This window comes from Saccharopolyspora sp. NPDC050389 (assembly GCF_040655595.1).
Lineage (GTDB): Bacteria > Actinomycetota > Actinomycetes > Mycobacteriales > Pseudonocardiaceae > Saccharopolyspora.
Genome location: NZ_JBFAKG010000007.1, coordinates 118631 through 132378, shown reverse-complemented (window position 1 = coordinate 132378; position 13748 = coordinate 118631). Strand labels below are relative to the sequence as shown.

Below are 13748 nucleotides of genomic sequence, written 5' to 3'. Positions count from 1 at the left end.
GGGCGACGACCAGGCCGTCCTGCGGGGTCGAGTACGCCGCGTAGCTGTGTCCGCCGCTGCCCGCGGCACCCACGCCGGGCTGATGGCCTGTCACATCCGGCAGGGCCGCCTCGTCCTACCGATGACCAGCTCGGAAAGGACGGACGAATGCAGAAGCCGATCCTGGTGACAGGCGGGACGGGCACGTTGGGCAGGGCCGTGGTGCGGCGGCTGCTGGATGCCGGGCATGAAGTGCGCGTGCTCAGCCGCGGCCCACGGCCCGGCAACGTCCAGCACGGTTGGGCGACCGGGGATTTGCGCACGGGTGCGGGTATCGACGCGGCGACGTCCGAAGTGGACGCCATCGTGCACTGCGCCACCACGCTGGGGCGCAAGGACGTGGCGGCAACCCAACGCCTGATCGATGCCGCGCGCCGCAACGGCGTTCCGCACCTGGTCTACATCTCGATCGTCGGCGTGGACCGGGTGCCGCTTCCGTACTACCGCGCCAAACTCGAAGCCGAAGAGCGGGTGACGAAATCGGGGCTGCCGTGGACGATCCTGCGGACCACGCAGTTCCACGACCTGATCGTCCGCATCACCTCGGCGCAGCGCCGGTCCCCGGTGGTCGCGACGCTCGCCGGGGCGAGCTTCCAGCCCATCGACGTCCGCGACGTCGCGGAACGCCTCGCCGAGCTCGCGGCCGGGGAGCCGGCCGGCCGGGTCGCGGACATGGGCGGGCCGGAGGTCCGCAGCCATCGCGACCTGGCGCGGGCCTACCTGAATTCGACCGGGCGCCGCCGAATCCTGCTGCCGGTGCGGTTGCCGGTCGCGGCGTTCGACGGCTACCGCCGCGGCGGCCACCTCGCCCCGGACCACGCGGTCGGCCGCATCACCTTCGACGACTTCCTGGCCGGGCGGTGACGATGCGCGCCTGGTTGCGGACAGGCCTGGTCTTCCTGACGTTCGTGCACGTCGCACTGGGTTCCTGGACGCTGCTGTTCCCGCATTCGTTCTACGGCCGAGTGCCGACGGTGGGCGACTACCCGCCGTTCAACGAGCACCTCTTCCGCGATTTCGGCGCGATGAACCTCGCCATGGCCGTGGTGCTCGGCGCAGGTGCGGTGTTCCTGGAACGGCGCCTGGTCTACGTCGCGTTGACGTCGAACCTGGTCTGGGCGGTCCCGCACCTGGCGTTCCACGCCGCGCATCCGCCGCACACCGCGGGGACGGTGCTGGTGGTGGCGCTGGGCGTGATCGCGACGATCCCGGTGGTGCTGCTGGTGCTCACCCGCGGCGCTTTGCCAGCAGGTGAGCGGCGACGGCCGTCGCGCCGGTGACCGCGAACACCGACGGCCAGGCACCGATCTTCTTGGCCAGCGGGTGCGAGCCGGTCAGCGCCGCCGCGTAGGTGGCGCCCAGCGCGAGGGCCGGCACCACTCCGGTCCGGCGGCGGCACGACTCCATCGCGCCCAGGCCGGCGCCCGCGGCCACCACTCCGCCCCAGTGCCGGTGCTTGGTCGCGCGGGCGACCGCGAAGCCGCCGATCAATCCGGCCGAGGTCAACAGGCTGGACGGAATGGACATGCTCGCTCCTCGCGGGTTCGGTTCTGAGTCCCTGTTCCGACTCTACTGGGCGGCACGCGGTGGGTTCTGGCGTAAACCCGCCGGGGGAGTGTTTGACTTCGCGTTCCGCTGTAAGAAAAGTGCTGGTGTCGATTTCCCCTTCGGTCCCGGGAGCCTGCATGCGACGCGTTCGGATGGGTCTGCTGGCGGCGGTTTGCGTCCTGCCGCTCACCGGGATGCCGGCTCTCGCGGAACCACCGCAGGGCCCGGTGTTCCAGGACGGCGAGGCGCAACCGGTGTTCGACCCGGCGCAGGCGGTGCGCGAGGACCTGTTCGTGACCGCGCCGGTGGACAGCGACCGCGACGGGCAGGACGACGTGGTGCACGTCCAGGTGGTGCGGCCGAAGGAAACCGAGCAGGGCCTGCGGGTGCCGGTCGTCTACCAGGCCAGTCCGTACTTCTCCGGCGGAAACGACGTCCCCAACCACAACGTCGACACCGAGCTGCACGTGCCTCAGAAGCCGGGCAACCGGACCATCCGCACCGCCGGCGGCGACGAGCGCATCGCGGCGGCCGCCGACATCAGCTGGGCCTACGAGGAATACCTGCTGGCCAGGGGATATGCGGTGGTGTACGGGGAATCGCTGGGCACCGGGCTGTCCACCGGTTGCCCGACCACCGGTGCCGCGAACGAGACGACCGGCGCCAAGTCGGTGGTCGACTGGCTGAACTCCCGCGTGCCCGGGCACGACACCTCCGGTGCGCCGGTCGAGGCGGCCTGGGCGACCGGCAAGGTCGGCATGATGGGGGTCTCCTACAACGGAACCTTGCCGAACGCGGTGGCCAGCACGGGCGTCGAAGGTCTGGAGGCGATCGTGCCGATCGGCGCGATCTCGAACTGGTACGACTACTACCGCTCCGACGGGGCGGTCGTCGCACCCGGCGGCTACCAGGGCGAGGACGCCGACGTGCTGGCGAAGTACGTGCACACCCGCGCGGACCGTGAGCCGTGCCGGACGGTGCTCGACCAGCTCACGGCGGATCAGGACCGGATCACCGGCGACTACAGCCGGTTCTGGGACGAGCGGAACTACCTCAACGACGTCGACCGGGTCCACGCCGCGGTGCTGTCCGTGCACGGGCTCAACGACTGGAACGTCAAGACCAGGCAGGCCGCGCAGTGGTACGCGGAGCTGCGGGAACGCGATGTGCCGCACAAGATCTGGTGGCACCAGGCGGGGCACACCGACCCGCTCCGGCTGCGGGAGCAGGAGTGGCTGCGCACGTTGAACCGGTGGTTCAGCCGGTACCTGTACGACGTGCCCAATGGCGTCGAGGGCGAGCCGAGGGCCACCGTGCAGCGCGAGGACGGCAGCTGGGCCGAGGAGGCCGAGTGGCCTGCGCCGGACGCTCGGGAGGTGACGTTGCGGCCCACGCAGGGTGGCCCCGAGCGAGGCGGGCTCACCGCCGCGCGGGTTCCGGGCCGGGCGGCGGAGGCGCTGCGCGACGACGCGGGTCAATTGGCGGAAGACCTTGCGGCGGCGCCGAGTTCGCCGAACCGGCTCGCCTACTTCGGCGCCCCGTTGGCGGCCCCGGCCCGGGTCAGCGGCACGGTTCGGGCCGAGCTGGCGCTGACCTTCGACCGGCCGGCCGCCAACGTGACGACGCTGCTGGTGGACCAGGCTTCGGACGGCGCGGTCACGGTGGTCACCCGCGGTTGGGTTGATCCGCAGAACCGGGACGCGATCGATAGGACGTCGCCGATCGAGCCGGGGAAGAACTACTCGATCAACGTGGTGATGCAGCCGGACGACTACGTGTTCGCGCCGGGGCACCGGCTCGGGATCGTCGTGCTGTCCAGCGACCACGACTTCACGTTGCGCCCGAAGCCGGGTGCCGGGCTGGAACTGGACCTGTCCCGCACTCGGTTCCAGCTGCCGATCGTCGGGTCGGTCGAATAGGCCGACTGCGACGAAGATTCGCGATTGGGACGTGGCAACCGAGCGTTAGCGTCGATGGAGTGACGCAATTGGCCCGGCCGATCGTCACTCCATAGTGGATTTGTCGGCCTTTCTTGGCTGAGTTGTCCACAACGGACGGATCTGTCAACAGATTCCGAAAATGCCCTTTCGTCGATGCCGGTTCGGCGTCGATCGTTGCGGCATGACAACACGACTCAACGCCGCCATCGCGCTGACCGAACCCGCCGACCTGATCGCCGCCATGCCGCACATGCTCGGGTTCCATCCGACGCATTCGCTGATCGTGCTGACCCTGCACGACCTGGCGGACACGCCGACGTTCGGCGTGACGCTGCGCACCGACCTGCCATGCCCGATGCAGGTTTGCGGCTTCGGCGAGCACCTGCTCGACGGCCCGCTGGGCCGACAGCAGATGGAAGCCGTGATCCTGGTCGTCGTCGGGGAGAAAACGAGCACCGCCGCCTGCGGTGACTCCTGTGCCGGCCGGTGCCAGGACCTCGAGAATTCCACTGTGGACAATCGTGATACCGGGCCGCCGCACACCGACCTGGTCGAAGTGATCCGCGACGCGTTCCACCGCGCCGGGGTCGTGACAGCCCACGCGTTGTGGGTGCCGGAGATCCGAGCCGGTGCCGAGTGGGTGTGCTACGCAGACCTGGGCTGCTCCGGTGTGATCGCCGATCCGCGGGGCTCGGCGATCGGGGCGGCGATGGCCGCAGCGGGAGCGGTGACCTTCGGCAGCCGCGATGAGCTGAGGACGCTCGTCGCGCCGGAGTCCGATGAGTCCGTGGCGCGCTGGTCGGCGAAGCTCGACCTGCTCGCCGAAGAACACGCCGAGGGCTACGACCCGGGAAAGGTCGCCCGCGACGTCCGGATCGTCTTCACCGCCATCGAACGCGTCGGCACCGGTGCCGCGCTCACCGAGGACGACCTGCTGCGCGTGCTGCTCGCGGTGTCGGACACCAGGGTGCGCGACATAGCCCTGGGCACCGCCCTGGGCGATGCGGCCAGGGCAGCCGAAGAACTCTGGCTGACCCTGGTCCGCAAGGCCCCCGACCCGGAACTTCCCGAGGTCGCCGCGCTGCTGGCGTTCTCCGCCTACCTGCGGGGCGAAGGGGCGCTGGCAGGCGTCGCATTGGAGCGAATCGAACGTGCCCAACCAGACCACCAGCTCGGGATCCTGCTACGGCAGGCCATCGAAGCCGGCATCTCACCGGCCGACCTGGCGGTCATCGCCCGCGACGCCGCCGAAGACGCCCAGATCATGCTCGAAGAGGACGGAGCCTGGTGATGAATCACGACGAGACGACCCGAAACGAAATGCCTTGGCGGCGTTCAGGATCCGTGGCGCTGCCGGGTGAACTCCCAAGCATCCCGCACGATCACCTCGAGGTCGGCGCGCTGCGGAGTCCAGCCCAGTTCCTCCCGCGCGCGCTGGCTCGACGCCACCAGCGTCGCCGGATCACCGGCCCGGCGCGGCGCGACCTTCGCCGGGATCGGGTGACCGGTCACCTCGCGGCAGGTGTCGATCACCTGCTTGACGGAGAAGCCGGTGCCGTTGCCGAGGTTGTAGATCCGGTGCTTGCCCGGGGCGGCGCTCTGCAGCGCCAGCAGGTGAGCGTCGGCGAGGTCGGTGACGTGGATGTAGTCGCGGATGCAGGTGCCGTCGGTGGTGGGCCAGTCCTCGCCGAAGATCTGCACCTGCTCCCGCTGGCCGAGCGCGACCTGCAGCACGATCGGGATCAGGTGCGTCTCGACCGTGTGCCGCTCGCCGAACGCCCCGTGCGCGCCGGCGACGTTGAAGTACCGCAGGCTGACCGCGCCGATGCCGTGGGCGGCGGCGTAGGAGGTGATCGCGTGGTCGATCGCCAGCTTCGTCGCGCCGTAGGTGTTCGTCGGGCGCGTCGCGGTGTCCTCGGTGATCGGCGTGACCTCGGGCTCGCCGTAGGTCGCGGCGGTGGAGGAGAACACCAGGCGCGGCGTGCCGTGCTCGCGCATCGCGTCCAGCAGCCGCAGCGAGGTGACCACGTTGCCCTGCCAGTACTTCTGCGGATCCTGCATGGATTCGCCGACCAGCGACTTGGCCGCGAAGTGCAGCACACCGTCGAACGGCTCCGCGAGCAGCTCGCTCGCCGCCGTCGAAATGTCGGCCTCGACGAACTTGCAGCCGTCCGGGACCGCGTCGGCGTGCCCGGTGGACAGGTCGTCGACCACGACGACCTCGTGGCCGGCTTCCACCAAACGCGCCGCGCACACGCTTCCGACGTAGCCTGCGCCGCCTGTGACGAGGAGCTTCACCTGCGTACTGCCTTCCGTGGGAGATCTTCTGAGGGCGCCGTCAACCGGCAGGCGGGAGCGGTCGCCCGATGGTCACCGGTCTCGCCCCGCACCGGCGGAGGGTACCGCTGTGAACAAGCGGGGCGCCGCGAGGTGCCGGCCCTCGAACGCGTCCCGGACGGCGCGCTCGATGCGGGGCCGGTCGTCGACCCCCACCAGCGCGATCGCCGAGCCTCCGAAGCCGCCGCCGATCATCCGTGCGCCCAGCGCACCGGCGGCCAGCGCGCTGTCCACCACGAGGTCCAGCTCGGGGCTGGAAACCCGGTAGTCGTCGCGGAGGCTGGTGTGGGAAGCGGTCAGCAGCGGGCCGATCTCGGCGTACCGCCCGGCGCGGAGTTCGTCCACAGTGGCCAGCACCCGGTCGTTCTCGGTGACGATGTGCCGGACAAGCGGCCGGAGTTCCTCCGGAAGCTTCGGCAGGGTCGCCGCGAGTTCGTCGCCGGACACGTCGCGAAGCGCTTTGACCTCAAGCAGTTCCGCCGCGCGTTCGCAGCCCCGCCGCCGTTGTCCGTAACCGGACTCGCTGTGCGAGTGCTTCACGCGAGTGTCGATCACCAGCAGCTCCAGGTCGGCACTGCGCGGGTCGAACGGGATCTGCTCGGAGTCGCCGGACCGGACGTCGTAGAACAGCACGTGCTCCGCGGTGCAGGCCAGCGACGCGGTCTGGTCGAGCAGGCCGGTCGGCGCCCCGGCGAAGTCGTTCTCCGCCCGCTGCACCAGGCGCGCGATCTCGCCCAGGCTCGGGGCGTTCGGCTCGCCAGGCGCCAGCTGCGCGGTGTCGAGCAGCGCCAGCGCCACCGCGCATTCCAGGGCGTGGGAGGACGACAGGCCGGCGCCGGTCGGCACCTCGCCGACGATCACCAAGTCGGCGCCGCTGAGCGGGAACCCGGCCTCACGCAGGGCCCATGCGACACCGGCCGGGTAGGCGACCCAGCCGGTGGTGGCGCCGGGGCTCAGCTCGTCGATCGGCACGACGGGCGCGCGGTGCACTCGTCCGTCGCTGCCGAGAGTGGCGACGGACAGCAGTCGGTCGGGACGGGGACGGATCGCGACGGCGGTGCGGTGCGGCAGGGCGAAGGGGAGCACGAACCCGTCGTTGTAGTCGGTGTGCTCCCCGATCAGGTTCACCCGCCCAGGGGCGGACCAGACCGCGCTCGCCGCGCCGCCGTGCTCGTCGGCGAACAACGCCGCCGCGCGGTCCGCTGGACTCACTTGGTGCGCACCATGACCGCGTGCGCGATGCCGACCGACAGCTCGGTGCTGCCGTTCTGGCCACGGACCTCGATCGGCTTGTTCGGCCCGACCACCGACATGATCTCCACCTCGTTGCCCGGCACGATGCCGGCGTCCTTCAGTTCGGTCATCAGGTCGGGGTCGAGCTGGACGTGCTCGGCGATGCGGCGGATGACGGCGCGCCCCCCGCCGTTGCGGGCGATCTCGTCGACCCGCTGCAGGTCGCCGTCGGCCGGCGCCTCGACGTGGTCCACGCCGAGCTCGTCGAGCCCCGGGATCGGGTTGCCGTAGGGAGAGGTCGTGGGACCGCCGAGCAGCTTGACGAGCTTGCGCTCGACGGCTTCGCTCATCACGTGCTCCCAGCGGCACGCTTCATTGTGGACGTGCTCCCACTCGAGGCCGATCACGTCGACGAGAAGCCGTTCGGCGAGGCGGTGCTTGCGCATCACGCTGATCGCGCGAGCGCGGCCGGCCTTGGTGAGTTCGAGGTGGCGATCCTCGGCGACGGTCAGCAGCCCGTCGCGTTCCATGCGGGCGACCGTCTGGCTCACCGTGGGGCCGCTCTGCTCCAACCGTTCGGCGATGCGGGCCCGGAGCGGAACCACGCCCTCTTCTTCGAGGTCGTAGATGGTGCGGAGGTACATCTCAGTGGTATCGATGAGATCGTTCACGTCGGCTCCCCATTCAGTCCCAACCACGATGCTAGTCGCCCCGGGCGACAGCGGTCAGTGGTCGGGGAGTTGACTTCCAGGATTTCCGACAGACCTCGTCGCCGGGCTACGAAAGGGCCGTCATGCATCCTTTGATCAGTACTGATGATCTCATGGCCGCGTTGCGGCGGCAGCCGCCCCCGACCCTCCTCGACGTCCGGTGGTCGCTGCTCGGGCCGCCGGGCCGAGAAGAGTACGAAAAGGGCCATCTGCCCGGCGCGGTGTTCGTCGATCTGGACGCTGAGCTGGCGTCCGAACCGGGCCCGGCGGGACGCCATCCGCTGCCCGGCCCGGGCGACCTGGAGGCGGTGTTCCGTCGGGCGGGCGTCGAGGCCGAGCGCCCGGTGGTCGTCTACGACGCCGACAACGGTTCGGTCGCGGCCCGCGCTTGGTGGCTGCTGCGCTGGGCGGGGCACGAATCGGTGGCGGTGCTCGACGGCGGCTACGCGGCCTGGGCGGCCGCGGGGCAGCCCACCACGACGGACCTGCCGCAGCCGGCGGCGGGCGACTTCCGGGTCCGGCCGGGCTCGATGCCGGTGGTGGACGCGGACGCCGCGGCCCGGCTCGCCAGGGAAGGCACGCTGCTGGACGCCCGCGCGCCGGAGCGCTACCGGGGCGACGTCGAGCCGGTGGATCCGCGGGCCGGGCACATCCCGGGCGCGCTGAACGCGCCGTTCGCTGCGCACGTGGCGGAGTCCGGTCGGTGGCGGTCCCCGGAGGAGCTGGCGAAGCACTTCGCAGACCTGGGTGTCGATGCGGAGGGTCAGGTCGGGGCGTACTGCGGGTCGGGCGTGACCGCCTGCTCGGTCCTGCTCGCGCTGGAGCACGCGGGCCTGTCCGATCGGCGGCGGCCGGCAGTGCTGTACGCGGGCTCGTGGTCGAACTGGTCGGCGGATCCGGCGAGGCCGGCCGCGACCGGATCGGAGGCCGGATGAAAGATCGCTTGACCGGTGCGCGCAGGTGACCCGGAACACTGTGTTGGCCGACACAGGGCAGGTAGCGTCCGGAACATGGGTTCTCAGTGCGCGGTCGTGTGGGACGAGTCGGTGCTCGACTACGACCTGGGTGGGCAACACCCGCTGCATCCGATCAGGCTGGACCTGACCATGCGGCTGGCCCGCTCGCTCGGGGTGCTCGACGGCGTCGAGATGATCAAGCCCACTCCGGCCACCGACGCGGACCTGGAGCGCGTGCACACCGCCGAATACATGGCGGCGGTGCGCTCGGCGCCGCTGGCGGGCTGGGAGGTCGGCCACGGGCTGGGCACCGACGACAACCCGATCTTCGACCGGATGCACGAGGCATCGGCCTTGATCGCGGGTGCCTCGATCCGGGCGGCCGAGCAGATCGTGTCCGGCAAGGCCGACCGGGCGGTCAACATCGCCGGCGGACTGCACCACGCGATGGCCGATCGCGCGGCGGGCTTCTGCGTCTACAACGACTGCTCGGTGGCCATCGCGTGGATGCTGGAGCAGGGCGTGGAGCGCATCGCCTACCTCGACGTCGACGTGCACCACGGGGACGGGGTGCAGGCGGCGTTCTACGACGACCCGCGGGTCATGACCATCTCGTTGCACCAGCACCCGCTGACGTTGTGGCCCGGCACCGGGTTCTCGGCAGAGATCGGCTCCGGCGCGGCCGACGGCACCGCCGTCAACATCCCGCTGCCGCCGGGCACGGGTGACGCCGACTGGCGGCGGGCCTTCCACGCAGTGGTGCCGTCCGTGCTCGACGCGTTCCGGCCGCAGGTGCTGGTGACGCAGTGCGGCGCGGACGCACACCGGGAAGATCCGCTGGCGGACCTGTCGATGACCGTCGACGGGCAGCACGCGACCTACCAGGACCTGCGGCAGCTCGCCGAGAGCTGCGCGGGCGGCAAGTGGCTGGCGCTGGGCGGCGGCGGTTACTCGCTGTTCCGGGTGGTGCCGCGCGCCTGGACGCACCTGTTGGCGACGCTGCTGGACCGCGATCTCGACCCGGCGACGACCATCCCGGAGGACTGGATCGCGCACACCGTGCGGGTCGCGGACAACGTTCCGCTGCCGACTTCGATGACCGACGGGGCCGACCCGGCCTTCCAACGGTGGTCGGGGGTCACCGCGTCCGCGGTGGACACCTCGATTCGCGACACCCGGCACGCGGTGTTTCCGTTGCATGGTCTCGACCCGGTCGACAGCCGCGACTGAGGAGTCCGAAGTGGACGGATTAGTGGAGCAGCAGGAAGCAGCCACCCCGCGGGCGGACTACCCCCGGCAGTGGGAGGCGGACGTGGTGCTGTCCGACGGCGGCACCGTGCACCTGCGGCCGATCACCGAAGCCGACGCCGAGAAGCTGGTGGCCTTCCACGGGCGGCTCAGCGACCGGACCAGGTACTACCGCTACTTCGGCCCGTACCCGCGGATGCCCCAGCGCGACGTGGAGCGGTTCACCCGCGTCGACTACGTCAACCGCGTTGCGCTGGTGGCGCTGCTCGGCGACGACATCGTGGCGGTGGGCCGCTTCGACAGGCTCGGCGAGCAGCAGTCGGCCGAGGTCGCGTTCGTGGTGCAGGACCAGCACCAGGGGCGCGGCCTGGGATCGATCCTGCTGGAGCACCTGGCCGCCGCGGCGCGGGAACGCGGGCTGCGGCGCTTCGTGGCCGAGGTGCTCGCCGAGAACTCGACCATGGTTCGAGTCTTTCGCGACGCCGGCTACCAGGTGAGCCGGGCCATGGAAGAGGGCGTGGTGCACCTGGAGTTCGACATCGACCCGACCGAGGATTCGGTGGCCGTGGCCCGCGCCCGCGAGCAGGCCGCCGAGGCCCGCAGCGTGCACAACCTGCTGCGGCCGCGGTCGGTGGCGGTGATCGGGGCGTCCACCGACCACGCCAAGATCGGTCACGCGGTGCTGACCAACCTGCTCACCGCGGACTTCACCGGCCCGGTCTACCCGGTCAACCCGGAGCACCGCTCGGTGCGCGGGGTGCGCGCCTACGCCTCGGTGCTCGACATTCCCGACGAGGTCGACCTGGCGGTGGTGGCGATTCCGGCCGCCAGCGTGACCGGAGTGCTCGACGACTGCCTGGCCAAGGGCGTGAAGACCCTGGTCATCGTCAGCTCCGGGTTCAGCGAGGCCGGCCCGGACGGCCGCGAGGTTGAACGCGAGATGGTGCGAGCTGCGCGCGTGCACGGCATGCGCGTGGTCGGTCCCAACGCGCTGGGCGTGGTCAACACCGACCCTGAGTTCCGGTTGAACGCGAGCCTGGCGCCGCAGCTGCCCGGCCGCGGCCGCACCGGCTTCTTCTCCCAGTCCGGCGCGCTCGGGGTTGCGATCCTGGCCACCGCGACGGAGCGGGGCCTGGGGCTGTCGACGTTCGTCTCGGCGGGCAACCGCGCCGACGTGTCCGGCAACGACCTGCTGCAGTACTGGCAGACCGATCCGGCCACCGATGTCGTGCTGCTGTACCTCGAGTCCTTCGGTAACCCGCGCAAGTTCGGTCGGTTGGCGCGGCGGCTGGCCCGCAGCAAGCCGGTGGTGGTGGTGAAGTCGGGTCGCAACGCGGTGCGACCCGGCCTGGCGGCCACGTCGGTGCAGATCGACGAGACCAGCGTGCAGGCGTTGTTCGAGCAGTCCGGCGTCATCCGGGTCGAGTCGGTGGCGCAGATGTTCGACACCGCGCTGTTGCTGGCGCACCAGCCGCTGCCGCAGGGCGACCGGGTCGCGATCGTGGGCAACTCCTCGGCGCTGGGCATGATCGCCGCCGACGTGGCGCAGGCGCAGCAGTTGGAGCTGGCCTGCGATCCGGTCGACGTGGGTGCCTCGGCGGGGCCGGAGGAGTTCGCGGCGGCGGTCCGCGACGCCGCCTTGCGCCCGGACGTCGACGCGTTGGTGACGGTGTTCGCCCCGCCGGTGGCGGTTCCGGGCACGGCGTACGCCCGCGCTTTGCGGGAGGCGTTGCAGGAAGCCGGTGTCGCGCGTTCGAAGCCGGTGGTGACCACGTTCCTGGCCGCCGAAGGCGTGCCCGACGAACTCGTGGTTCCTGGCCCGGACGGAACGACCGGTAAGGGCTCGGTGCCGTCCTACCCGAGCCCAGAACGGTCGGTGCTGGCGCTCGCGCGGGTCACTAGGTACGCGCAGTGGCGCGCCGCGCCGCAGGGGCACTTCGTGCGGCCACCGGACATCGACGAGGATCGGGCGCGGGCGCTGGTCGACGGCTGGTTGGCGGCGGGCATCACCGACCTCAACGACGACCAGGCGGTGCGGCTGCTCGGCTGCTACGGCATCGACCTGGTGCCGTTCCGCCTGGTCACCGGCGTCGAAGCGGCCGTCGCGGTGGCGGAGGAGCTGGGCTACCCGGTGGCGCTGAAGTCGGCGAGCGATCAACTGCGGCACCGCAACGATCTGGTCGGCGTCCGCCTCGACCTGGGCAGTGCTCATGCCGTGCGGTCGGCGTACGCCGACATCCGGCAGGTCTCGGGGCTCGACGAGGTTTACGTGCAACGGATGGCGGCCCGGGGAACCTCGTGCGTCATCGATCTGACCGACGACCCGTCGTTCGGCACGCTGGTCTCGTTCGGTCTTTCCGGGGTGGCCAGCGAATTGCTCGGGGACAAGGCATATCGCGCGCTACCGCTGTCCGATGTGGACGTTTCCGCGCTAGTGCGCGCCCCTCGGGCGGCGCCGCTGCTGGCCGGCTACCGAGGCACCGCGCCGGCCGATCTCGCGGCGCTGGAGGATCTCGTGCTGCGAGTGGCCACGCTGGCAGAGGACCTGCCGGAGGTCCGCGACCTGGCGTTGCAGCCGGTGCTCGCCTCTCCGACGGGCGCCGTGGTCGCAGGCGCCAGGGTTGGCATCCGGGCGTCTCCGGCGGCGCTGGACGCCGGGCCGCGCCGGCTCCGCTGATCGCTGCCGCGCGGCGCTGCCCGAAACTGGACGGTTCCGTTAATCTGGCGACGTGGACGAGCAAACCATCGAGAACAACGCCGAGAACGGTTCGGGCGGCCAGGCTTCTCTGGTGCTCGGGCAGATTTCGGCCGGTGCGCACCGGCCGACCGTGCGCGCCGCCGAGCAGGACGATCCCAGCAGCCCGGTGGTCGTCCTGCTCCCCGCGATGGGCGTGCCCGCCAGGTACTACCGCCCGTTCGTCGCCGATCTCCACGCCCAGGGCCTGGCGGTGGTGACCTTCGACGTGCGCGGCCAGGGCGAGAGCAAACCGCAGGCCGCCCGCGGCGTGCGTTTCGGCTACCAGAGCATGATCGACGACGTGGACGGCGTGCTCGATCTCGTCGACGCGGTTTTCCCGCAGGCACCGCGGTTCCTGCTCGGGCACAGCATGGGGGGCCAGATCGCGTTGCTGCACGCGGCATCCCGCCCGGGCCGGGTGCAAGGCGTGGCGTTGGTGGCTTCAGGCTCGGTGTGGTTCGGGAGCTTCCCTGGGATGTACAAGTTGCGCACGCTGTTCGGTACGCAGTTGGTGGCGGCCACGTCGGCGCTGCTCGGCTACTGGCCCGGCCAGCGGTTCGGCTTCGGCGGCCGCCAGGCGACCGACCTGATGCAGGACTGGGCGCGGCAGGCCCGCACCGGCCGTTACCGGCTGAACGGCTCGACGACCGACTACGAGGCGGCGCTGCGGGAAGTGCGGCAGCCGCTGCTGACCGTCAGCGTCGCGGGCGACCGGCTGGCCCCGCAGTCCTCGGTGGATCACCTGGCGGCGAAAGCCGGGCGAGCGCCACGCACCGCCAAGCACTACACCCGGGTGGCATCCGGCGCGGAGAGCCTCGGCCACTTCAACTGGGTGCGAAACGGCGGCGAACTGTCCCGCTGGATCCGGGACTGGATCGCCGCCGTCGACTCCTCGGTCCACGCCTAGCGCGATCGCCACTGGCCTTCCGGAGGCACGCGGGCGATCGGTATTGCGGGAGCCGATCGCATTGGTGGGGCGGGAAATCCGCCCCACCGTTTG

The 13748-nt window shown here is 71.0% G+C and carries 12 protein-coding genes; 8 read left to right on the top strand and 4 right to left on the bottom strand.

Annotation, left to right across the window (positions count from 1 at the left end; genetic code table 11):
- The first annotated feature begins 147 nt into the window (after positions 1-147).
- Both AB0I53_RS06835 and AB0I53_RS06830 read left to right on the top strand, forming a co-directional pair.
- Positions 148-903 (top strand): NAD(P)H-binding protein, encoded by a 756-nt coding sequence (locus AB0I53_RS06835; protein WP_358597617.1) that lies wholly within the window; start codon positions 148-150, stop codon positions 901-903.
- A gap of 2 nt (positions 904-905) precedes the next feature.
- Positions 906-1319 (top strand): hypothetical protein, encoded by a 414-nt coding sequence (locus AB0I53_RS06830; protein WP_358597615.1) that lies wholly within the window; start codon positions 906-908, stop codon positions 1317-1319.
- On the opposite strand, the gene AB0I53_RS06825 is transcribed toward AB0I53_RS06830, so the two are convergent.
- The gene (locus AB0I53_RS06825) at positions 1267-1566 is read right to left on the bottom strand and encodes a hypothetical protein (protein WP_358597612.1); all 300 of its coding nucleotides are present in this window, start codon (positions 1564-1566) and stop codon (positions 1267-1269) included. The two genes, AB0I53_RS06830 and AB0I53_RS06825, sit on opposite strands and share 53 nt — an antisense overlap.
- A gap of 158 nt (positions 1567-1724) precedes the next feature.
- On the opposite strand from AB0I53_RS06825, the gene AB0I53_RS06820 reads away from it, so the two are divergent.
- Positions 1725-3506, top strand: coding sequence for a Xaa-Pro dipeptidyl-peptidase (locus tag AB0I53_RS06820; RefSeq protein ID WP_358597609.1), 1782 nt, complete (start codon positions 1725-1727; stop codon positions 3504-3506).
- Positions 3507-3708: 202 nt separating this feature from the next.
- Entirely contained in the window at positions 3709-4818 is a 1110-nt protein-coding gene (locus tag AB0I53_RS06815) for a DUF4192 domain-containing protein (protein ID WP_358597606.1), read from the top strand.
- A 44-nt stretch (positions 4819-4862) separates the two neighbouring features.
- Here the strand turns inward: AB0I53_RS06815 and galE are convergent, their stop codons facing one another.
- The 3 genes from galE to AB0I53_RS06800 form a co-directional block, all read right to left on the bottom strand.
- Entirely contained in the window at positions 4863-5825 is a 963-nt protein-coding gene (galE, locus tag AB0I53_RS06810) for a UDP-glucose 4-epimerase GalE (protein ID WP_358597603.1), read from the bottom strand.
- Between the two features lie 72 nt (positions 5826-5897).
- On the bottom strand, positions 5898-7076 hold the full coding sequence (gene galK, locus AB0I53_RS06805) for a galactokinase (RefSeq protein ID WP_358597601.1): 1179 nt from the start codon (positions 7074-7076) through the stop codon (positions 5898-5900).
- Positions 7073-7768 (bottom strand): metal-dependent transcriptional regulator, encoded by a 696-nt coding sequence (locus tag AB0I53_RS06800; protein ID WP_358597597.1) that lies wholly within the window; start codon positions 7766-7768, stop codon positions 7073-7075. Before AB0I53_RS06800 ends, galK begins: the two co-directional genes overlap by 4 nt.
- Before the next feature lie 122 nt (positions 7769-7890).
- On the opposite strand from AB0I53_RS06800, the gene AB0I53_RS06795 reads away from it, so the two are divergent.
- The 4 genes from AB0I53_RS06795 to AB0I53_RS06780 all read left to right on the top strand — a co-directional run bounded on the left by AB0I53_RS06795 (position 7891) and on the right by AB0I53_RS06780 (position 13655).
- Positions 7891-8742: a sulfurtransferase gene (locus AB0I53_RS06795; RefSeq protein WP_358597594.1), complete on the top strand. Its 852-nt coding sequence runs from the start codon at positions 7891-7893 to the stop codon at positions 8740-8742.
- 75 nt (positions 8743-8817) lie between these two features.
- Positions 8818-9993, top strand: coding sequence for an acetoin utilization protein AcuC (locus AB0I53_RS06790; RefSeq protein WP_358597591.1), 1176 nt, complete (start codon positions 8818-8820; stop codon positions 9991-9993).
- Complete coding sequence (locus AB0I53_RS06785; RefSeq protein WP_358597588.1) at positions 9962-12688, top strand: GNAT family N-acetyltransferase; 2727 nt, start codon at positions 9962-9964, stop codon at positions 12686-12688. Before AB0I53_RS06790 ends, AB0I53_RS06785 begins: the two co-directional genes overlap by 32 nt.
- Positions 12689-12740: 52 nt before the next feature.
- Positions 12741-13655 carry an alpha/beta fold hydrolase gene (locus AB0I53_RS06780; protein WP_358597585.1) on the top strand — a complete coding sequence of 305 codons (915 nt, stop codon included), beginning with the start codon at positions 12741-12743 and terminating at the stop codon, positions 13653-13655.
- Positions 13656-13748: the final 93 nt, after the last annotated feature.

Excerpts from the sequence above, each read along its gene's own strand:
- AB0I53_RS06835 (WP_358597617.1), top strand. The coding sequence starts at position 148 with ATGCAGAAGCCGATCCTGGTGACAGGCGGGACGGGCACGTTGGGCAGG.
- AB0I53_RS06785 (WP_358597588.1), top strand. The coding sequence starts at position 9,962 with ATGGTCTCGACCCGGTCGACAGCCGCGACTGAGGAGTCCGAAGTGGAC.
- AB0I53_RS06815 (WP_358597606.1), top strand. The coding sequence starts at position 3,709 with ATGACAACACGACTCAACGCCGCCATCGCGCTGACCGAACCCGCCGAC.
- AB0I53_RS06820 (WP_358597609.1), top strand. The coding sequence starts at position 1,725 with ATGCGACGCGTTCGGATGGGTCTGCTGGCGGCGGTTTGCGTCCTGCCG.
- AB0I53_RS06795 (WP_358597594.1), top strand. The coding sequence starts at position 7,891 with ATGCATCCTTTGATCAGTACTGATGATCTCATGGCCGCGTTGCGGCGG.
- AB0I53_RS06790 (WP_358597591.1), top strand. The coding sequence starts at position 8,818 with ATGGGTTCTCAGTGCGCGGTCGTGTGGGACGAGTCGGTGCTCGACTAC.
- AB0I53_RS06825 (WP_358597612.1), bottom strand. The coding sequence starts at position 1,566 with ATGTCCATTCCGTCCAGCCTGTTGACCTCGGCCGGATTGATCGGCGGC.
- AB0I53_RS06830 (WP_358597615.1), top strand. The coding sequence starts at position 906 with ATGCGCGCCTGGTTGCGGACAGGCCTGGTCTTCCTGACGTTCGTGCAC.